Origin of the sequence: Paenibacillus xylanilyticus (assembly GCF_013359935.1) — a bacterium.
GTDB classification, from domain to species: domain Bacteria; phylum Bacillota; class Bacilli; order Paenibacillales; family Paenibacillaceae; genus Paenibacillus; species Paenibacillus xylanilyticus.
In genome coordinates this window covers 576,493-597,699 of sequence record NZ_JABMCB010000202.1, presented here as the reverse complement: position 1 = coordinate 597,699, position 21,207 = coordinate 576,493, and the positions used below count along the sequence as shown (strand labels likewise).

Annotated in this window: 21 protein-coding genes; 16 read left to right on the top strand and 5 right to left on the bottom strand. The window is 44.7% G+C overall.

Features of this window, described 5'->3' with window-relative positions; translation table 11 throughout:
• Positions 1-219 precede the first annotated feature (219 nt).
• Together HP552_RS29285 and HP552_RS29280 are read left to right on the top strand one after the other, a co-directional pair.
• Positions 220-534 (top strand): ArsR/SmtB family transcription factor, encoded by a 315-nt coding sequence (locus tag HP552_RS29285; protein ID WP_175398875.1) that lies wholly within the window; start codon positions 220-222, stop codon positions 532-534.
• A complete protein-coding gene (locus HP552_RS29280) occupies positions 531-3,032 on the top strand; it encodes an FAD-dependent oxidoreductase (protein WP_175398874.1) in 2,502 nt (833 codons plus the stop codon). The genes HP552_RS29285 and HP552_RS29280 overlap by 4 nt, the downstream gene beginning before the upstream one ends.
• A gap of 217 nt (positions 3,033-3,249) precedes the next feature.
• On the opposite strand, the gene HP552_RS29275 is transcribed toward HP552_RS29280, so the two are convergent.
• Positions 3,250-4,011 carry an SDR family oxidoreductase gene (locus HP552_RS29275; RefSeq protein ID WP_175398873.1) on the bottom strand — a complete coding sequence of 254 codons (762 nt, stop codon included), beginning with the start codon at positions 4,009-4,011 and terminating at the stop codon, positions 3,250-3,252.
• A 262-nt stretch (positions 4,012-4,273) separates the two neighbouring features.
• Here HP552_RS29275 and HP552_RS29270 point away from each other — a divergent pair, with 262 nt between their 5' ends.
• Together HP552_RS29270 and HP552_RS29265 are read left to right on the top strand one after the other, a co-directional pair.
• Positions 4,274-5,107 (top strand): AraC family transcriptional regulator, encoded by an 834-nt coding sequence (locus HP552_RS29270; protein ID WP_175399152.1) that lies wholly within the window; start codon positions 4,274-4,276, stop codon positions 5,105-5,107.
• Positions 5,108-5,158: 51 nt separating this feature from the next.
• Positions 5,159-6,142 (top strand): alpha/beta hydrolase, encoded by a 984-nt coding sequence (locus tag HP552_RS29265; protein ID WP_175398872.1) that lies wholly within the window; start codon positions 5,159-5,161, stop codon positions 6,140-6,142.
• A 49-nt stretch (positions 6,143-6,191) separates the two neighbouring features.
• Here HP552_RS29265 and HP552_RS29260 read toward each other — a convergent pair whose 3' ends face one another.
• Positions 6,192-6,695, bottom strand: a complete 504-nt coding sequence (locus HP552_RS29260; RefSeq protein WP_175398871.1) for a DedA family protein — start codon at positions 6,693-6,695, stop codon at positions 6,192-6,194.
• A 231-nt stretch (positions 6,696-6,926) separates the two neighbouring features.
• Positions 6,927-7,280 carry a winged helix-turn-helix transcriptional regulator gene (locus HP552_RS29255; RefSeq protein ID WP_175398870.1) on the bottom strand — a complete coding sequence of 118 codons (354 nt, stop codon included), beginning with the start codon at positions 7,278-7,280 and terminating at the stop codon, positions 6,927-6,929.
• Between the two features lie 296 nt (positions 7,281-7,576).
• Between HP552_RS29255 and HP552_RS29250 the strand changes: the two genes are divergently transcribed.
• From HP552_RS29250 to HP552_RS29235, 4 genes are all read left to right on the top strand, one after another.
• Entirely contained in the window at positions 7,577-8,680 is a 1,104-nt protein-coding gene (locus HP552_RS29250; RefSeq protein ID WP_175398869.1) for a Gfo/Idh/MocA family protein, read from the top strand.
• Between the two features lie 115 nt (positions 8,681-8,795).
• Entirely contained in the window at positions 8,796-10,130 is a 1,335-nt protein-coding gene (locus HP552_RS29245; protein WP_175398868.1) for an NtaA/DmoA family FMN-dependent monooxygenase, read from the top strand.
• A 26-nt stretch (positions 10,131-10,156) separates the two neighbouring features.
• Complete coding sequence (nfsA, locus tag HP552_RS29240) at positions 10,157-10,897, top strand: oxygen-insensitive NADPH nitroreductase (RefSeq protein WP_175398867.1); 741 nt, start codon at positions 10,157-10,159, stop codon at positions 10,895-10,897.
• A 142-nt stretch (positions 10,898-11,039) separates the two neighbouring features.
• Complete coding sequence (locus HP552_RS29235; RefSeq protein WP_175398866.1) at positions 11,040-11,465, top strand: MarR family winged helix-turn-helix transcriptional regulator; 426 nt, start codon at positions 11,040-11,042, stop codon at positions 11,463-11,465.
• Positions 11,466-11,574: 109 nt separating this feature from the next.
• Here the strand turns inward: HP552_RS29235 and HP552_RS29230 are convergent, their stop codons facing one another.
• The gene (locus HP552_RS29230; RefSeq protein ID WP_175398865.1) at positions 11,575-12,426 is read right to left on the bottom strand and encodes an AraC family transcriptional regulator; all 852 of its coding nucleotides are present in this window, start codon (positions 12,424-12,426) and stop codon (positions 11,575-11,577) included.
• A gap of 173 nt (positions 12,427-12,599) precedes the next feature.
• Between HP552_RS29230 and HP552_RS29225 the strand changes: the two genes are divergently transcribed.
• The 3 genes from HP552_RS29225 (at position 12,600) to HP552_RS29215 (ending at position 16,331) form a co-directional block, all read left to right on the top strand.
• Positions 12,600-14,006: a family 4 glycosyl hydrolase gene (locus HP552_RS29225; RefSeq protein ID WP_175398864.1), complete on the top strand. Its 1,407-nt coding sequence runs from the start codon at positions 12,600-12,602 to the stop codon at positions 14,004-14,006.
• A 376-nt stretch (positions 14,007-14,382) separates the two neighbouring features.
• Positions 14,383-15,585: a glycoside hydrolase family 5 protein gene (locus HP552_RS29220; protein ID WP_175398863.1), complete on the top strand. Its 1,203-nt coding sequence runs from the start codon at positions 14,383-14,385 to the stop codon at positions 15,583-15,585.
• Positions 15,586-15,791: 206 nt separating this feature from the next.
• Positions 15,792-16,331 (top strand): GNAT family N-acetyltransferase, encoded by a 540-nt coding sequence (locus HP552_RS29215; RefSeq protein ID WP_175398862.1) that lies wholly within the window; start codon positions 15,792-15,794, stop codon positions 16,329-16,331.
• A 37-nt stretch (positions 16,332-16,368) separates the two neighbouring features.
• On the opposite strand, the gene HP552_RS29210 is transcribed toward HP552_RS29215, so the two are convergent.
• Positions 16,369-16,551 (bottom strand): hypothetical protein, encoded by a 183-nt coding sequence (locus HP552_RS29210; protein WP_175398861.1) that lies wholly within the window; start codon positions 16,549-16,551, stop codon positions 16,369-16,371.
• A gap of 305 nt (positions 16,552-16,856) precedes the next feature.
• On the opposite strand from HP552_RS29210, the gene biuH reads away from it, so the two are divergent.
• From biuH to atzD, 5 genes are read left to right on the top strand one after another with little or no spacing between them, the layout of a single operon-like run.
• Entirely contained in the window at positions 16,857-17,540 is a 684-nt protein-coding gene (gene biuH / locus HP552_RS29205; RefSeq protein ID WP_175398860.1) for a biuret amidohydrolase, read from the top strand.
• Between the two features lie 50 nt (positions 17,541-17,590).
• Positions 17,591-18,598 carry an ABC transporter substrate-binding protein gene (locus tag HP552_RS29200; RefSeq protein ID WP_175398859.1) on the top strand — a complete coding sequence of 336 codons (1,008 nt, stop codon included), beginning with the start codon at positions 17,591-17,593 and terminating at the stop codon, positions 18,596-18,598.
• Positions 18,599-18,610: 12 nt separating this feature from the next.
• Positions 18,611-19,384 (top strand): ABC transporter ATP-binding protein, encoded by a 774-nt coding sequence (locus HP552_RS29195; protein ID WP_175398858.1) that lies wholly within the window; start codon positions 18,611-18,613, stop codon positions 19,382-19,384.
• The gene (locus HP552_RS29190) at positions 19,381-20,133 is read left to right on the top strand and encodes an ABC transporter permease (protein ID WP_175398857.1); all 753 of its coding nucleotides are present in this window, start codon (positions 19,381-19,383) and stop codon (positions 20,131-20,133) included. Before HP552_RS29195 ends, HP552_RS29190 begins: the two co-directional genes overlap by 4 nt.
• On the top strand, positions 20,130-21,203 hold the full coding sequence (gene atzD / locus HP552_RS29185; RefSeq protein ID WP_217506582.1) for a cyanuric acid amidohydrolase: 1,074 nt from the start codon (positions 20,130-20,132) through the stop codon (positions 21,201-21,203). Before HP552_RS29190 ends, atzD begins: the two co-directional genes overlap by 4 nt.
• The last annotated feature ends 4 nt before the right edge of the window (positions 21,204-21,207 follow it).

Sequence of the window (21,207 nt, the reverse complement as noted above, 5' to 3'; positions counted from 1 at the left end):
TTTAGGAAGCAAGTGAGCCATCAAGTAAGGAGTTCCAACTACGCATTAGAACATCATACAACCAACCAACCTCCCTGACTGTGGGGGTTATTTGGTTTGGACTAAAACTGCTGAATCTTCCGCGGATTTGCGGGTGCGCGGAAAGAGATAGTATTCGATATTTGACAACTATATCGCTATATCGTAATATCCTAATATAACGTTCTAGGAGAGATGAATATGGATACTCCCGCTTTTGAAAGCAGTGATCTGACGCAATTTGACGAACCTGCAAATCTGCTTAAAGCTCTGTCACATCCAATTCGCCTGTGCATTGTACGCGGGCTGATGCGAAAAAAGAAATGTAATGTTTCCTATATGCAGGAATGCCTGGATCTACCGCAATCAACCGTGTCTCAACACTTGCAGAAGCTGCGGAGTACGGGGATTGTCGCTACCGAGCGCAACGGCCTTGAAGTAAATTATGTGCTTGCCGACCAACGAATTGCGCAGATTGTTACTATTTTGTTTGGAGAGGAAGATTGTGAGTCATGAGTAAAAAAGTATTGATTGTAGGGGGCGTTGCAGGTGGTGCATCTGCAGCGGCTCGCCTGCGCCGTCTGGATGAACATGCGGAAATAGTCATCTTTGAAAAAGGACCTTATATCTCGTTTGCCAATTGCGGTTTACCTTATTATATTGGCGGAACGATCGCTGACCGCGAGCGTCTGCTGGTACAAACCCCTAAGGGGATGGCGGATCGCTTTCGAATTGATGTACGAACGAAGAGCGAGATCATAGCTGTCGATCCGGTCAATCGCACGGTGCAGGTACAAAGCCATGAGCTCGGTCAATATGAAGAAAGTTATGATGAGTTGATTCTGTCACCTGGCGCACGTCCGATCATTCCCGATTTGCCGGGAAAGGATAACGAACGTATTTATACCGTGCGAAATATTCCAGATATTGACCGCATCAAAGAACAAGTTAATTCATCTAACAACGAATCTGCAATCGTTATAGGTGGAGGCTTTATCGGTGTTGAAATGGCAGAAAATTTAAGGGAAGCAGGACTTGAAGTGACTTTGGTTGAGGGAAATGATCAACTGCTCACTCCGTTTGATCCTGAACTGGCAGCTGCACTGGCACAGGAAATGGAACAGCATGGCATAAACCTGTTATTTTCCCAGCGTGTTCAGGGCTTTCTTGCACAAGAACAGGGCATTGGTGTTAAACTTGCGGGTGGTGATGTTTTGTCTGCAGATATGGTTATTCTTGCGATAGGCGTCACTCCGGATACTTCTTTCCTGAAGGATAGCGGTATTTCTCTCGGTACACGAGGTCATATCATTGTCAACGAAGCGCTGGAAAGCAGTGTGCCGCATATTTATGCTGTTGGTGATGCCATCGAAGTAAGTGATTATATTCATGGACATAAGACAGCTGTTCCGCTTGCAGGGCCTGCCAACAAACAGGGTCGAATCGTTGCTGATCGGATTGCCGGAATACATTCCACTTACAAAGGAACACAAGGGACATCCATAATTAAAGTGTTTGGAATGACAGGAGCTTCTACCGGTAGTAATGAAAAAACATTAAAGCGTCTTGGTATTGATTATCGGACGGTCATCGTGCATCCTGCTTCCCATGCATCTTATTATCCGGGTTCGAGTGCGATTACGCTTAAACTGCTGTTTACACCGGAAGGTAAAATTCTGGGCGCTCAGGCCGTAGGATATGATGGGGTGGACAAACGGATTGATGACATTGCCGCAGCCATTCATTTTGGTGGTTACGTCAGCGATCTGACGGAGCTTGAGCTGAGTTATGCACCGCCGTATTCCTCTGCGAAAGATCCTGTTAATATGGTTGGCTATGCAGCGGAAAATCTCTTGGCAGGACGTGTGAAAACTTTCACCTATGATCAGCTGTCTGCACGCGAGCGGGAACAATCCATACTGCTGGATGTACGCAGTGACTTGGAACATCGTAATGGGAATATTCCGGGTTCAGTAAGCATTCCGGTGGATGAGCTTCGTGAGCGTTTAAATGAATTGGATTCCACCAAAGAAATTTGGGTATACTGTCAGGTCGGTTTACGTGGGTATACGGCTTCGCAAATTTTGCGTCAGCATGGCTTTAGCGTCAAAAATTTGAGTGGAGGCTATAAAACATACCGTCAAGCTCAATTTAAGCCAGCTCCATTTTCTTCCGAAAACCGTAATCATAATGGTGGCCAGGACCATAGCGAGCAAGTGGCTACAGTAAAAGGAACTTCGTTTGGGGAGACCAATCTGGCATCCGGACAGTCAGTGCATATTGATAAGGAACTGGATGTATGCGGTTTGAGTTGTCCCGGTCCGTTAATACAAGTCAAACAGAAAATGGATGAACTGACGGATGGACAGACGTTGCATATTAAAGCTTCGGATCCAGGTTTTTATGAAGATATGAAAGCTTGGGCAGCAATGTCTGGTTCCCCGCTCCTGCAGTTGGAGCGTGGCAAGGGCGGTATTATTGATGCGATTGTAGCCAAGAAAACAAAACAGCCTGTATCTCCAACAATGGAAACTGCTAATGCTGAGCCTGCCAGCACGATGGTGATCTTCAGCGGAGATCTGGATAAAGCAATTGCTTCTCTTATTATTGCAAATGGTGCAGCTGCAAGTGGACGCAAAGTAACGATGTTTTTTACATTCTGGGGATTGAATATTATTCGTAAACATGAGCCGCAGCCAGTATCCAAAACCTTTATCGCTCGTATGTTTGATATGATGCTTCCACGTGGTAGCCGCAAGCTTGGCATGTCCAGAATGAACATGTTGGGTATTGGGCCGAAAATTATCCGAGGTCTTATGAAGAATAATAATGTTCCTTCACTGGAAGAACTGATTCAAACCGCAACTTCCCAAGGAGTTGAGATCGTCGCCTGCCAGATGTCCATGGATTTAATGGGAATTCATCGCGAAGAATTAATGGATGATGTTAAGCTTGGAGGTGTGGGTTACTACTTGGGCCAGGCTGCTCATGCAAATCATAACCTGTTTATATAAAACAATTGAAGCTGCATAAACTGGTTGTCATTGAAGACATTGAAGCATGCTGGCATCCGGTTAAAATTTCATAAAGTATAATGAAGAGAAGACCATCCAACGATAAGTGCCGTTTGGATGATCTTCTTTTTCTTATATACAGAAACCAACCATACCTGAATATGTTGTGGAGGGGCAAGAGTTTTGCCTTTGTGTCAATATTTTATGCGGCTGTGCCCTAAGCTTGTGCAGTGGGACGGATTACAATCTCGTTTACGTCAATATCGTCAGGTTGCTCAATGGCGAATGCAATGGCACGAGCAACCGCATCCGGAGGCATTGCCATTTCGTCCCGAATAGATGCGAGTTTATCTCTTACTTCGCTATTTGTTACACTTTCAGTGAAATTTGTTTTCACAATACCAGGCGATATTACGGTTACACGCATTTGATTGCCGGCCTCTTGACGAAGCCCCTCGGAAATGGCCCGAACTGCGAACTTTGTTCCTGAATAAACAGATTGATTGGGCACTGTCTTATGTCCTGCAATGGAAGAGGTGGTCACGAAATGTCCCGATCCTTGTTCGCGAAAAAGAGGTAGCGCTGCGGCTATCCCGTACAGAACGCCCTTCATGTTTACATCGATCATCGCTTCCCAATCTTCGATCCTTAATTCATCAAGGGGAGAGATCGGCATGACTCCGGCATTGTTAATAAATACGTCAATCTTGCCGTACTTTTCACAACCCAGCGCGACAAGACGGGTTAAGTCTTCACGCCGTTTCACATCAATGCTTGCATAAACCGCTTGGCCCCCCTGATTCACAATTCGTTCCGCAAGTTTCTCAAGTCGATCGGTTCCGCGTGCTCCAAGTACAACTTTAGCTCCACGTGCGGCAAGCAGAAGTGCCGTTGCTTCTCCGATCCCGCTGCTGGCCCCGGTAATGATAACAACTTTACCTTGAATTCCTGAATGTATTTTGTATTGTTCTTCGCTCATGGATGAACCCTTCCTTCATAGTGAGTTTTGCTAGTGCTCTGCTGCACTTACACTGTGAAGTATAGTTAAATCTACGTTATATGAGGTAGACCATTCATGCGCTTTTATTGCCTAATCCTTCCCTGCCAGATACAATTGAGGAATTAGATTGACCTTATAAGGATCGGTGATTCATGTGAACGACCACATCAAAACGAATGCCTTTACAAGCCCTCTACAAGAATTGCTTCGTCTTACCGAGCGGCATTCTGCTGTTGAAGGTATGAACTCCACTGCCATACCCGAACTACATTTCAGACGTGCCAGCCAAGAATCGGAACCGACGTATACAATTAATATGCCCTCTCTATACATCATTGTTCAAGGATCGAAGACAGCTACGTTGGTTGGTGAAACGTACCATTATGATTCAGCTTCCTATATGGTGTCATCCGTTCATCTTCCCGTGATCGGCAAAATTACAAATGCTTCAGCGCAGCTTCCTTATTTGAGCCTGCAATTGATACTTCATCCGGACGTTCTGCTGGACATCGTCAATAGATCGAATCAAAAGAAAAGTTTAAAGACGGGACGCGGCATAATGGTTAATCAGTCCACGCCAACGATGTTAGAGGCAGTTATCCGGCTTGTAAAACTCCTTGATTGTCCCGCCGATATTCCCATGTTGGCTCCACTCTACATTCGTGAAATTTTTTATCGAGTGCTGCAGAGCGAGCAGGGGGTGTTACTCCAGCAATTTGCCGTCATTGGCAGTTATGCACAAGGTATATCCAAGGCCATCCAACATATTAACCGCGACTACTCCAAACCTCTCATTATTAACGAGCTGGCTAAAGAAGTAAACATGAGCGTAACGTCCTTGCACAAACACTTCAAGCGTGTAACTGGAATGAGTCCGTTGCAGTATCATAAGACGATTCGATTGCAAACGGCACGACGTTTGCTTCTCACAGAAGGCTTTTCCGCGGCAAATGCGGGTTTTAGCGTCGGTTATGAGAGTCCGTCCCAGTTCAACAGGGAATACGCCAGGTTATTTGGACTTCCCCCGATAAGCGATATCAAGCATCTCCGAGATTCCTTATACGAACTCAATTGATTTGGGTAATCATGCGTAATTTAAAAAATCCAAAACAGGTGGGGATATTCCATGAAGGTAACCAAAAAAATGATTGATAGACAATTACGATTTAAAGGCAGACTTATTGACTTATTGTTGAAATCCTCTTCCGAAGAAAAGTGGGTGGAGTCGATGGTCAAATTTAAAATAAGGTCAGACAAATCGGGGGGAAAGATAAAAGACATTGAGGGCATTACATGCAGCGAAATGTGGATCCCCCGTCAAAATAGCGATTCTAAAATACGTATTCTCATTTATCGACCTGCTAATCACCATCAAGATCTTCCCGGGGTTCTTTGGATTCATGGCGGTGGGTATGCAATGGGGAATCCGGAGCAATTTGTTCATGCTTGTACAAGATTAATCCGTGCCAAAAATTGTGTGGTTATCGCGCCGGATTACCGTTTATCCGTAGAAGCGAAGTATCCGGCTGCGCTGGAGGATTGTTATGACACATTGCTTTGGATGAAAAATCAGGCAAAAGAGCTTGGAATCCGTGACGACCAACTCATGGTCGGTGGAGAAAGTGCAGGTGGAGGTCTGACGGCTGCACTTACGCTATATGCGAGAGATAAAGGAGAAGTGAAGATCGCGTTCCAAATGCCTCTTTATCCAATGATAGATAATAGAAATGGTACGGAATCAGCAAAAGATAACAATGCCCCAATCTGGAACTCGAATTATAATAAATGGGCGTGGAAATTATATTTGGGGGAGTTAGCTGAAGATGCGGTTCCGCCTTATGCAGCGGCGGCCAGAGCTTCAGACTACAGCAATCTGCCGCCTACGGTCACTTTTGTCGGAGATATTGAACCATTCAGGGATGAGACCATTCAATATGTGGATCGTTTAAGAAAAGCCGGGGTTTCCGTTGAGTTCGAAATATATAAGGGGTGTTATCATGGATTTGATATTATTAACCCAAACGCAGAAGTGAGCAAAAAGGCGACAGCATTTTATATCAATGCCTTCAAATATGCTGTAGATCATTATTTTGTTAAGCAGAATGTTTAAAGGGCTTGATCATGTAATGATCAAGCCAGTAGTCAGGTATCGAAATCGATTAATTATGAAATAATTGAAGTGTAGATAAGATGGGTGAACCAAAGTAGGTTCCAGCTGTAAAATAAGTTATGGTCCATAACAGAGCACTGGAATAGGATATAAGAGCAAATCTTTTAAACTTGATCCCACTCAGTCCAATCACCAAAGGCAGCACATATCGCACAATGGGAATAAACAAACCGATACACATTGCCCAATTGCCTCGTTTATTCAGAATGCGTTCAGCCTTGATCATATGTTTATTGTCTTGTAATGTGTGCCTTATTTTTTTCCCAAATAACTTTCCTGCAAAATAAGCTATAGTAATCGCCGTTAATAGTCCGGATAAGATACAGAAATATGTGATCCATGAATTGATGATACCTGTCTGGCTCAAAATGGCACCACTGATAATTGTGATCTCATTGGGTATTGGAATTCCGAAAGGGCCCAGGGAGAAGGCAAAATAAAAAATCAGATAACCATACTGATGAAGTAACTCCATGATCGTCGTACTGATCATTCATGTACCTCCTCTCTTGTTGATACAGACATAATAATGAAAAAATCTAAGGAATTAATGAGTAAATTTCTAAAGAAAATCTAAAGATAACTTCGTAAAGAGATCTTATATCTACATTCCACCCGAAACGTGTGTTGGCAAGATCATATCCATTACTGTGATATGTTTTTAATTTTATTATCTTTATGTTCATAATAATATCATTTAGTGGCATGCACAACTCTCAACAGATCAAGGTTTTTCGCCGTATTCTTTACCGAAGTCCGCCATCTTCTCAAGGATCGGCAGCAGTTTGTTTCCCTTGTTGGTTAACGAGTACTCTACTCGTGGAGGAACTTCCGGATACACATCGCGCTTGATAACGCCATCGTTTTCCAACTCTTTAAGCTGCTTGGTGAGAGAGCCTTGTGATAAACCTCCAAGGAATTTTTTTATATCCGTATAACGGCGTGTTTCACCTTTCAGATACCATAATATAAAGTATTTCCATCGTCCTGAAAGGACATTTTGAGTAAAGGCGATCGCGTACATTTCCCTTTTATTATCGATAAACTCTTGGTCAAATCCTTCATTACAAACTCTCATTGAACTCACTCCTCATCTATAGGTACGAAAAAATGTACTATGTTCATTTAAATTGCCCTCTTTGCAAACGAAACGAATAACCTTATGATTGTTTCAACTCACCTACACAAGGTTAGTTTGAGTAATATGTGAACGATAATATTCTTATTTTGCTATATAGTTAGTATGCTAAATAAATATACCATAGAAGAGCGAGGTTGATAAGTGGTTATTAGCAGGAACAGTGGTGGGGCTAAAGACGCTTGGGGGTTTCAGCAGGTGCCGGTGAAATTAAAAATAAAAGGAGATGTTTTACAATGAGTAAAAAAATTCGGACCGGAATTATAGGTGCATCAGTGAACAATGGTTGGGCAAGCGGTACTCATATTCCGGCCATTGAACATTTGGATGAGTTTGATCTTACGGCAGTTGGGACAAGCAATATGGCGAGTGCGAAGAAGAGTGCAGAAGCTTTCCACGCAGATTACGGTTTTGATAACATGGAAGATTTGGCTCAACATCAGGATGTGGATATGGTAGTCGTCAGTATTAACGTCAAGGAACATTATAATGCTGTTCAAACCATTGCTCCTGCTGGAAAACCGATCTATTGCGAATGGCCACTCGGATCCAATACAGGTGAAGCACTTGAAATGCAGAAATGGGTAGCTGATCGCCAATTGCCAAATGCGATTGGATTGCAAGCCAGACAGGCCCCGGCAATTCAGTATGTGAAAGATCTAGTGGCAGAAGGGTATGTTGGAAAAGTATTGTCAGCCAATTTGAAGATCTCCATTGATGGAATGGGTGGTGTTGGTGACAAGTCCACAGCATATTTGTTTGATCGGAAGATTGGAGGGAACTTGCTTACCATTGTAGGTGGACATAATTTGGATGCATTTACCTATATGCTTGGGGATTTCACCGAACTTTCGGCCGTCACGGCGCAACAGTTCCCTGAAGTCGAATTGGTGGATATCCAGAAAGTCATCAAGAAGACGACAGATGATCAAATACTGATTACAGGAAAATTGACGAGTGGTGCAGCAGCCAGTGTTCATATTCAAGGCGGAGTCAAACATCAGACCGGACTTACACTTGAAATCTTCGGAGACAAGGGTACGATCGTGCTGAGTGCGCCTGCTTCAATTCAATTCGGGTCACACCAATTGCGCGGTGCAGGCACTAATGACCAACAGCTTGGTGAGCTAACCATTCCCGATTCCTATTACTGGGTGCCAGACTCTCTCAAAGATGACCCAGGATTTGTTCTGAACATGGCTCAGGCTTATCGTAAATTCGCCCAAGATATCCATGAAGGAACATCCTTAACACCCACTTTCGCGGATGCGGTAAAACTCCATCAGTTACTGGATGCAGTAGAGAAAGCAGCACGAACTGGAGAACGTCAATATTTTTGATTCTGAAAATTTAGGGACAGAAAAAAGCTATCAACTTTTAGTTAACAGGCTAATTATTAAAGGATTACAAAAAGGTGATTTACGCTGTGGCTTTCGGAGTAAGGAGAAGAACGACATGAAAACAAGAAGTGAGATGCAGCTGGCTCTACAAATGGTTTCTGGGTATGGAGCTGAGTTCAGCGCCTGGAGAATGCCTGGTACCGACCCAGCAGCTTATACCAATACGGATCAATATGTGGAACGGGCTAAATTAGCCGAAAAAGGAAAATTTCAAATGATTTTCATTGCCGATACTCCAGCATTAACCGTTAACTTAGGGCCTCAGACGCCTATGTTTCCTATGGACCCTATGCTGGCTCTAATGGCTGTAGCAAGAGAGACGAACCATATCGGGCTTGTTGCTACTCTCTCCACGACATTTAATTATCCATACAATATCGCGCGTCAGTTCAAAGCATTGGATGTAATCAGTCATGGACGTGTAGGATGGAATGCGGTTACCACATCTGATCCCTTAGCGGCAGCTAATTTCGGTTCACGGGTTGCCAATCGCCAAGAACGCTATGACAAGGCGCATGAGAGCATCCAAATCGTGCAGGCATTGTGGGGGAGCTGGGAACCAGACGCTTGGACGTTAGATGTAGAAGGAGGGACATTTGCCGATATGGACAAAATTCAGCCCATAAACCTTCAAGGTCAATATTATGCATCTCGCGGTCCGTTGCCGATCCCGCCATCCGAACAGGGCCAGCCTGTTATTTTCCAGGCTGGAGGAGGGAGAGAGGGATTGGAATTGGCGGGGAAATACGCTTCGGGGGTCTACGCCAATCCTTATGATATAGAGTCTGCTCGTGAACAAAGACAAGCCATTCGGGAAAGTGCTGCCCGTTTCGGTCGAAACCCCGATGATATCAAGATGTTTGCAGGTTTCATGTTTTCTCTGGCTTCAACGGAAGAAGAGGCTCTGCTACGTCGAAAACAACTGATGAGTTTTAATCCGGAGGAGATTCCCAACAGGGTAAGTTACCTTGGTTCCATGGTTGGTCTGCCTTTATCCGTAAATTCGGTAGATATAGATAAACCTTTAGCGCACGACATATTGAAGAATGCATATGCCAACCCAATGGATCCGCGTTCCGCAAGAGCATTGAAGTTGTTGTTACAAGGGTTATCCATTCGGGATGTTCTCGCCCACGGAGTCATTAACTATCATCCGGTAGTTGCAGGTACCCCTGAGCAGGTCGCCGATTTCTTGGAAGAATGGTTTGTGGCGGGAGCATGTGACGGATTCTCGGTTGTACCCGATATATCCTTTGATGGAGTTGCCGATTTTGTGAACCTGGTTGTCCCGATATTGCAGGACCGGGGATTATTTCACAGGGAATATGAAGGGAAAACACTACGCGAGAATATGGGCGTTCCTTATGAATATGGGATGCGGAATGATTAAATAACTAAATATTGGAGAGGACTTTTATGAATAATACACTCGAATTGCTTCATAACCATACATCGTTTCGTGCTTACACATCTCAACCCCTGACAGATGAACAACGAGACGCAATCTTTCAGGCAGCTAATCAAACCTCATCGTTCAGCCTTCTGCAGGCCGTGTCCATTATTCGAATCACAGACCCGGTACTTCGAAAAAAAGTCAGACATCTCTGTGTCGATCAACCTTATATTGAAGAAGCGGCAGAGTTTTGGATTTTCTGTGCAGATTTTAACCGGAACCATCAAATTGCCCCGGATGTGGATATTGAATTTATTGAATTTCTATTGATCGGATCATTCGATGCCGGACTAATGGCACAGAACGCGTTAACGGCAGCCGAATCCCTGGGACTTGGCGGGGTTTTTATTGGTGCGGTCAGAGCCAATATTTCCGAACTATCTGACGTATTAAATTTACCGAAGTATGTGATTCCTTTGGTCGGATTATGTATTGGCCATCCAGCTGGAGATAAACCTGAGCTGAAACCCCGGCTTCCACAATCCATGGTTTTACTGGAAAATCAGTATCACCCCCTTGATCGAGAGAAATTAGCTGTCTACGATGAAACCATGCTGAAGTATTATAAAAGTCGTCCGGTTAAGGCTCCTTTCACCGTGAAAAAAGTAAAAGGATGGAGTGACCATATCCAGGATCATCTTGAAAGAAGTATTCAGCCTGAAATGATGGACTACTTGAACAAGCAAGGATTTGCAAAAAAATAAGTTTCTAAACAAAGCTATCATTTGTGAAAATTAGATACGAAACCTGTCCCTAATAGGGGAACTCTAGGTAAATTGACACCTGTATTTCACCGTGATACATTTAGTATACTAACTATAATTCGGGTGCAGGGAGGGAACATTCATGACAGATCCAGTGGATTGTGATATTCGACAGACGTTAGATCGGATTTCTTCCCAAATGCGTCGAAATTATAGTGAATCTCTAAGGGAAATCAATCTCTATGTAGGGCAAGATAATTTGTTGTATCGACTGTGGTTGGGTGACGGGGTAACACAAATGCAACTATGTGAACACTTAAAATGTGAACCGCCTACGGTAACTAATATGGTTAAATCGCTGGAGCAGAACGGATTTATATATCGGAAACGTGATGAACAAGATGCGAGAATCATGCGTATATATCTAACGGATAAAGGCAAAGAATTAGAAAAGCCGGTTGAGAACAAATGGAAGGAACAGCAGGAAAAATTACTGCATTCCATATCTAAGGAAGATCGGTTGATATTAAGACAACTAATGCATCAAATGGAGAGTAATATAGTATAGCTCGCTTATAAGTATTCAGTTCTCAAGATATAATTAGTAATCCAGATTAAATGCATGTGAAACAAGCCGCTATTTCAGCGGCTTTTTTTATTTCAAAAGTACAGCGCGCCTACTCAAATTTCGAAGGAGGCACGTTGTAATATTTTTTGAAGGCTTTAGAAAATGTAAAGGGATCGGGATACCCGAGGAAACCAGCGATCTGTTGTATCGTATATTTTTTTTCGTAGAGATAATCCCTTGCCCGATTCATTTTGATCCGGGAAATGTACTGTCCTGGCGTGATACCTACGGTTTTCTTGAATAAGGAGATAAAATACTTCTCGGAGACACCGGCAATTGCCGCGAGTTCGTTGATCCGAATGGAACACTCCAGGTTCGCATCCACGTATTGGAATACGTCCTGCAGAAATTCCAGGCTTCCTTCTGTTTTTCTTCGGTTTTTACCGTTCAGGAATGTACCAGCATAGGTACCTTGTTTGTGAAGCTCGAGGATCTGCGCGATGACGACGAGAAGAGAAGCTTTTAAGTAAAGCTGGTTCCCTGATGTGCCGCTGCCCCGCTTTAAGCGGTGATAGGCTGTGGTGAACAGCGTGACTTCCTCATGGATCAGGTTGCCCGGCACAATGCCCGGGAGTAGAAACTCGTCCAGAATTCGCTGTTGGTCGCCGATGCCGAAATCAAAGTGGATATATATGAATCTGCAATGATCTTCGTTTGTTGAGGCGATATAGGGCAGATCGGGATAAAAAAAGACGACGTCTCCCGGGAATGCTATATGTTCGATCCCATCAAGTGTGACTTTGACGGAGCCCGATTGGATGAACCAGAGATCGTAATCGGGATGAGACTTGTGTTCAATCCAGCCTATATCGTGAACTTGTTCTAAATAAGAACTCATCCGGAGAGTAATGTACTCCGAGAGTTCGTTGAGTATACTCATATTTATTTTGCCTTCATTCATTAGAACCTCCCAATTTCCTCTACCGCATGACATCCTTCATTTTCAATTAGTATATCAAAGGATTAATGGGTTGTTAATGATCATACTATTTGACATGTTTTAAAAACTATCGCACATTCCGCTTTTGCTCCACTCTCCTATAATGAACTTATAACATATGAGGAGGGTTAATTATGAATAGTTCAAACATGCAGCAACCAAAGGTTGTCGTGATCGGAGCAGGCAGTCTATTTTTCGGACGTCAATCCATTTGGCAGATGATCCACTCCCCTTACCTGAATCAGGGAACGCTTGCTCTAGTGGATACGGATGAGGAAAGACTATCGAAAATGGTAAGACTCGCAGAAATGGTGGCTCGGGAGAACAACGTATCGTTGAAGGTGGAGGGCTCGACGGATCGAAGAAAGGTGCTTTCGGAAGCCGACTTCGTTGTGCTCAGTTTTGCGGAGCAATCGGTGAAATATCGGGGTATTGATTGCCAAGTGTCTTTAAAATATGGCATCCGCATGTGCTCCGGGGATACAATCGGGCCGGGCGGGATTTTTCGGGCGATGCGGGAGCTGCCGGTAATCATGGAATGCGCTAAAGACATTGAAGAGTTGTGTCCCGATGCTTGGGTTATCAACTACATTAATCCGTCTACCGTCCATGGTATCGCGTTACACCGTTATGCCCCGAAGCTGAAATCGTTTGCGCTGTGCGACAGCCACCATATGCCGCATAAAAAGGCCTTTTACGCAATACGAGCCGGAATTATTGGAGACCGGAGCGAGTTTAACGAAGAGATCGACCGAAAATTCGATTTTCGTATCGCCGGCGTCAATCATTTCACGTGGCTGCTAAAAGCGGAATATGAAGGAAAGAATCTCATGCCCGCGATCGCTGAGACCATGCGCAAGGCGGCTGGTGAAGAGAACAACGGCGGAGACCGCGGTGCAAAAGCACTTCATAACGACGCCATCACGTACGAACTGTACGACACCTTTGGCTATATTCCTACCTGTACAGCACACACGAAGGAATACGTCCGTTTTTGGCAGGGCCTTGGTAAGACGCCAGACGCCATTCCGCCGTTATCAATCTGGGAGACGGAGGACCGGTATCAGCGTCATGATGAGATGTGGCAGCAGGTGGATGACTTCCTCACTGGTAACATTCCGATCGCTGAATACATGCGTACTTTCGGCCCGGATCATGCCACAGACATTATCGAAAATATGGTGGGGAATTTGGGAAAACGGTTTTTTATCAATACGCTTAACAACGGGGCGGTAACCAATATGAATCATGATTCATTCCTGGAGCTGTTATGCGATGTAAGCATGGATGGAGCGAAGCCGGTCCACGTAGGTGAGATGCCGCGAGGAATTCGAGGGATGCAGGAGCTTGTGCTGGATACGCATGAGCTTACGGTGGAGGCGGTCGTGGAGCAGAGTTATGAAAAGCTGAGGAGAGCCATGTTAACGGATCCGCTCGTAAGTTCCATCAGTGACGCGGATAAGATCATCAAAGAATTGCTGGCACTGGAGCGCGAGATGATTCCGGGTATCTGGTATGCGGATGGGCTAAACCGGAATTGAATTTCTGGATAAACCAGCATAAGTAACTTCTGCACCTGATCATTAAATAAATCCGAATGCACAATGAAAGTCGCTAATATAAGCGGCTTTTTTGTCTTGAATCCGCAAACGAACACGTATATCGTTCATCCATCTCCTGTTGATGATCTCGTTCTTACGTACATGTACCATCTATAGAACAAATAAATATTTGTCGAAAAATCATAGACAGATTATTGTTCTTTATTTTCCATATTTGTGTTAATCTGTTCTTGTTAGGCGGCTATTTCATTTGTTTGATCGATACGGAAGGGGGCAGATTATCGAATCATCCGATGGGGATAAAGAGAGTAACGGCACTGCTTGTTGAAAAAATAGAATAAGCGGAGGTTTGGTTATGCTCAAAAAAATGAAGAAATTTGGCGTTTGCAGCTTAGGGCTAGTATTGTTGGCAGCTGTGGCATTTACCGGGTGGAGTACCCGGGCATCGGCAGCTGATTTCAGATCATTAACAGCTTCGCAAATCGTATCGGAGATGGGTGCAGGATGGAATTTGGGGAATCAGCTTGAAGCAGCAGTAAACGGTGTACCGAATGAGACAGCATGGGGCAATCCTGTCGTCACCCCAGAATTGATCAAAAAGGTGAAGGCTGCTGGCTTCAAAACAATTCGAATTCCCGTATCCTATTTAAATCATATTGGAAGCGCTCCCAATTATACGGTCAACGCCACATGGCTGGATCGGATCCAAACCGCAGTTGACTATGCATATAATGAAGGCTTATATGTGGTTATTAACATTCATGGGGATGGGTATAATTCCGTTCCGGGTGGATGGCTTCTGGTAAACGGCAGCAATCAGGCTGCCATTAAGGAAAAATATCAAAAGGTATGGCAGCAAATTGCTACCAAGTTCAGCAGCTATAATGAGCGTCTTATTTTCGAATCCATGAACGAAGTGTTCGACGGAAATTACGGTAATCCGAATTCGGCGTATTATGCTAATCTGAACGCCTACAACCAAATCTTTGTGGACACGGTCCGGAAAACCGGAGGCAACAACAACGCCAGATGGCTGCTGATTCCAGGCTGGAATACAAATATTGATTACACTGTAGGCAATTATGGATTCGCGCTCCCGACCGATCAATTCAGATCCTCGGCAATTCCCAGCTCCCAGAAGAGAATCATGATCTCGGCACACTACTACTCCCCTTGGGATTTTGCAGGTGAGGAGAACGGCAATATCACCCAGTGGGGTGCAACGGCAGCAAATCCTTCGAAGAAGTCTACTTGGGGGCAAGAGGATTATCTGAATTCGCAGTTCAAATCGATGTACGATAAGTTTGTAACGCAGGGCTATCCTGTTGTGATTGGTGAATTCGGTTCTATTGATAAAACAGCTTACGACGCTAGCAATAACGTATATCGTCAAGCCTATGCCAAAGCGGTAACAGCAACCGCCAAGAAGTATGGTGCCGTGCCGGTGTATTGGGACAATGGACATAACGGTCAGCATGGTTTCGCTTTGTTTAACCGTTCAAACAATACAATCACTCAGCAAGGCATCATTAATGCCATCATGGAAGGTATGCAATAATCTAAGATCGTGTTTTATCATGAAATTGGCGTGTCCTTTCATAAGAAGGGACATGCCGTTTTTTTGTGCGATCCGTAGAGGTATGAGGTACATTTTTCCAATGAAATTTACATAAGACACATACAGAATTCATTAAACTCCACAATACCTTTTATATACTTAATTTGCTTGAAATAGCGAACTAAAAGGACTAGGTGGTAGACAGAATGTTGAAAAAACGAGATTTGCATGAATGCCACACACTGTACAGCTTATTGATAGACCCCGCAGTGTCACCTTACGTTCGTTACCAGTGCCAGTCGCATGAGGAATATTTATTCCTGACCAAGCAGTTGATGGATGAAGAAGAACAGAATACCACGATTTCCCGAACGATTCTGAACGAAACTGGACAGCCGATCGGAACCATTGATTTGTATCATGTCGTAAATAACACGGGGCACCTGGCTACATGGATTGGAGCGCCGTATTTCGGAAAAGGGTACAGCCAACGAGCGAAATCCGCCTTTTTGACTGAACTTTTCCTCGAACATGCGATCGAAACGGTATTTATGAAAATTCGCAAGCAAAATATCCGATCCAGTAAAGCCGCACAGAAGTTGCCTTATGTAAAGTTAGCCAATGATTTGTATCATGAAATGTATCTATCGATTAATGCCAAGGAACAGATCTATGATCTGTATCATGTGGAACGGTCGACCTTTATCGAGAGCAGCATTGAGCTGCATCACGTAGTGGCTACGTAACAAATAATATAAAGAACCCTTTGCATAAGAGGAACGATTAAGAAATCATGAACACAATAAAGCAAAGTGAGCTGTCGAGGGTCAAAAGCATGCTCTCATTAAATGCCGCTAATTTAGCGGCTTTTTTTGTTGTCTTATCGGCACAAGTTCCTGTCCAGAGGGAGAATAACAACTTGTTCTGTGATGAATCAAACATGGATTGAAACGTGTTACGGCTCACTACGTATCATGCCCTCCTCCCACTATCTCTTGTGGACCTGCCATTCTATTCTCCACACTAAGGAGAAAGGAAGGAAATAGAAGAAGTTAACAAGCTTAATGTCATATTTAATAACATATAAGTCGTGTTTTTGTGAAAATTACAAAATAAAATCAATATTTTTTATGAAAAAACACAAAGACTTACGGTTTGTTTCGTAATATAATATGACACAAGAAGAAAAACGATCATAAAAGTCAGGTTATGTAACATGTGATTGCGGCCTGCTAGATGAATGCTGATACGTACTGAAAGGGGACTAGAACATGCAAATTACAGCGGAGCCTTATCATTGGCCTTTTGACGGGAGTGTCGATCCCATGAGAACAGCATTAGTCATCATCGATATGCAAATCGACTTTTGTGGCAAAGGTGGTTATGTGGACCAGATGGGGTATGACTTGTCCTTGACGGCCAAACCGATTGGGCCCATTCAAGCACTTCTTCAGCGAGTTCGACAAATTAAAGGTTTTCACGTCATCCATACGAGAGAGGGACATAAGCCGGATCTGTCTGATTTACCCGCGAACAAACAGTGGCGCAGCAAACAGATCGGTTCAGAAATAGGCTCGCTTGGGCCTGCGGGACGCATATTGGTTAGAGGTGAACCGGGTTGGCAGATTACCCAGGAGCTTGCACCCATCGAAGGGGAATCGATCATTGACAAACCAGGTAAGGGCAGTTTTTATGCGACGGACTTGGATCTGATCTTAAAGAATAAAGGAATTACCCACTTAATTTTGACGGGGATCACAACGGATGTTTGCGTGCACACGACAATGCGCGAAGCCAATGACAGAGGATATGAATGTTTGATTCTTGAGGATTGCACAGGAGCAACCGATCCGGATAATCATCACGCGGCGCTTCAAATGGTTAAAATGCAGGGCGGCGTGTTCGGCAGTGTCAGCAGCTCAAGCGAGGTTTTGAAAGCACTAGCTATGTTTTAAGCAGACAATACCATAAAAACAGACAAACCAACAACATCGGAGGAAACCATATGTGGAAATGGTCTAGAAAGTCATTAATTATCCTCATGTCCGCTTTAGTTCTCGTACTAACAGCTTGCGGTTCTAATAATACACCGAGTTCAGCTACAGGGGATGGGGAAACAGGTGAGCTGAAAAAGGTCATCCTGCGTCTGAAGTGGGTTCACCAAGCACAGTTTGCAGGGTTCTATACAGCAGTGGAAAAAGGCTTCTATAAAGAAGCGGGCTTGGACGTTGAAATCAGACCAGGAGGCGCCGATTTCCCTTCCGTACAGATGATTGCATCAGGTGCGGAGCACTTCGGTGTAACGGGTGCAGATCAAATACTGATGGCCAGGGAAAAAGGGGTTCCCGTGAAGGCACTTTCCGCTATATATAGAAAAACGCCATTCGTGTTGTTTAGTCTCAAGAATTCCGGGATCACGAAGATGGAAGATCTGGTCGGTCAGAAGATTGGTGTGAAGCTGGGCGGGAATGAAGAATTAACTTACCGTGCAATGGTGAAGAATGCCGGCATCGACGGCACAAAGGTAGAAGAAATGCCGGCGAAATATGACCTGAGTCCATTGCTCAGCGGGCAAGTGAAGGCATGGCCCGGCTATGTGATCAATGAGGTCCTCGCTGTACAGGAGCAAGGGAATGAAGTCAATATCATAGAGCCGAACGATTATGATATTAACTTTTATGCGGATACGTTGTTTACGACAGAGGATATTATCGAACGGGATCCGGAGATGGTAAAAAGCTTCGTCCAGGCTTCCATGAAGGGTTGGAGTTACGCCATTGAGAACCCGGAAGAGGCTGCCGAATTCGGCTTGAAATACGGGGACAAATTGACCCTTGATCACGAGGTTAGCATGATGAATGCGAGTATTCCTTTGCTGGAGCCAGAGAATCTGCCACTCGGCAAGATGGAATCAGAGGCATGGGAAGTGCTGCAACAGAACCTGATTGATCTGGACTTTTTGAAGAAAGAGCAAAAGCTTGAGGACGTATTCTCAAATGAATTTATTGAATAGGGAGTGATTTTAATGCTAACAACGGCTTCTTCCAAAAACGAAATCGCGGTTACGTTGAAAAATTGCTCCTTATCGTTTGGTGACGTAAACGTACTGAATAATGTGTCGATTGATATTTATAAAAATGAATTTGTTTCGATACTCGGACCAAGTGGCTGCGGCAAATCAACACTACTCCGGTTAATGCTCGACTTGCTTCAGCCGAACGCGGGAGGAGAGATCGTCTATCCATCGAAGGATCTCTCGCTCGGCATGGTATTCCAGAAGCCGGTATTGATGCCTTGGCTGACTGCAATCCAAAATATCTCCCTGCCTCTCACGATCGGAGAGAAGAAATTCACCAAAAAGGAGATCAAGGAAAAAGCGGAGTCCTCGCTTCGGTTAGTTGGACTGCAGGATTTCATGAATCATTTCCCACATCAGCTCAGTGGAGGCATGCAGCAAAGGATTGCGATTGCACGGGCGCTCGCGGCAGATCCGACGGTATTGCTTATGGATGAGCCCTTTGGTGCATTGGATGAATTTACAAGAGAAAAGCTGAATTTCGAGTTACTGCGTTTATGGGAGAGTCCCGAAACAAGCCTAAGCACGGTCGTTATGGTTACCCACTCGATTCAGGAATCTGTGCTTTTATCCAACCGCGTTATCATGATGTCACCAAGGCCTGCGGGAGTGGAGGAGATTATTTCAGTTCCGCTGCCGTCACCGAGAGAGGTGGGGATGGATGAACTTCCGGCCTTCCATCAGACTGTAAATGAGTTAAGAAAGCGGGTCAAACATCTATGAGGACAAAAATACAAGACGCCATGTATCCCGTCGTATTCGCTATCGCCTTCCTGGTATTGTGGGAACTTGCTGTACGTCTCTTCGATATACCGCTCTATTTGCTCCCATCTCCCACTGGAATCATATCTGTTATGGACAGCTCGTTGTGGTCGCATATGCTAGTCACGCTGATGGAAGCTTTGGCGGGCTTCGTACTGGCCAATTTCTTCGGATTGATTACCGCTGTCATATTCGTACATTCCAAACCCATTGAAAAAGGAGTATTCCCGCTGGCCATTGCGCTCAAAACTACCCCGCTTGTCGCTCTGGCTCCGCTTCTGGTCGTATGGATGGGGACGGGTTACTCTTCCAAGGTTGTAGCTTCGATGCTAATCTGTTTCTTTCCCATTCTGGTCAACAGCGTTAAGGGTCTAAAAGCGATTGAGCACGAAGCGTGGGAACTTTTCTCCACATATAAAGGTACCAAATCGGAAATTTTCTGGAAGTTGCGGCTGCCGACGAGTTTGCCTTACGTGTTCTCCGCGTTGAAAATTTCGACCTCTCTAGCCATTGTTGGTGCAATTGTCGGTGAATTTGTCGGCGCAAACAAAGGGCTAGGCTATGTCGTCTTGGTTTCCTCGTACCATATGGATACGCCTGTGATGTTCTCTGCAATTATCGCATCAGCATTATGCGGACTCGTTCTATTCTGGGCAATCAGCTTACTCGAGAAAAAAATTATATTCTGGCAAAGGGCGGATGACCTATGATGAAATGCACTGTGAACCGTGTTCCAAGCCGTTCGCCTAACGACATGGTGTCGCTTGAGAAAGTGATCAAAGAGGGAGTAATTGATCCGCAAGATGTGGTTGCGGTTCTAGGCAAAACGGAGGGCAATGGCTGCGTGAACGATTTTACACGAGGCTATGCTGTTTTAGCTTTAAAACAATTTTTTAGCGAAAATCGCAAAGATTCAACCTTTCCAATTTCTTATGTCATGTCAGGAGGAACCGAAGGCATATTGAGCCCTCACTTTACGGTGGTCAGCCGCAAAGGTGCCTACAGCCCAAGTGAGGTGAGAAAGGATCAAAAATCACTTGCGATCGGAGTGGCTAAGACGGCTGATTTCCTTCCGGAGGAGATTGGAAGGCTGGCTCAAGTGGATGAGGTGGCGGCGGCTGTTCAACGAGCCATAGCGGAAGCTGGCATCGAGTCCGCGGCAGATGTACATTTTGTGCAAATTAAGTGTCCGCTGCTGACGTCGGAGGACGTGCAAGATGCTCAAAATAGAGCTCATAGCACCGTAACGGAAGATACTTATAAATCAATGGGGTATTCGAGGGGCGCATCGGCAATTGGTGCAGCAATTGCTCTCGGAGAGGTTGATCGGGCGGAGCTTAAGGATTTGGATATTTGCGGGTCCTGGCAGCTGTTCAGCAATGTCGCCTCAACCTCCGCAGGAAGCGAGCTTGCGTATTGTGAAGTAATCGTCTTCGGTAATTCTGCCTATGCGGAAGGTCCGTACTTCATCGCCCATGATGTGATGAAGGATGCCATTGACGCGGCTGCACTCAAACGTCTGCTGGTGTCACACTCAGATTCTGAAATGGTACAGGTGCTCGCTAAAGCAGAGGCAGATCCAACAGGATTCATTAGGGGCAACCGGCATACGATGCTTGATGATTCGGATATCAATCATACGAGACATGCACGTGCTGTCGTCGGAGGTGTACTTGCCTCAGTGTGTGGCGATCCGATGATATACGTATCCGGTGGTGCTGAGCATCAGGGGCCTCCAGGCGGCGGGCCGGTAGCGGTCGTTTTCAAGCGTAAGGAATAAACGA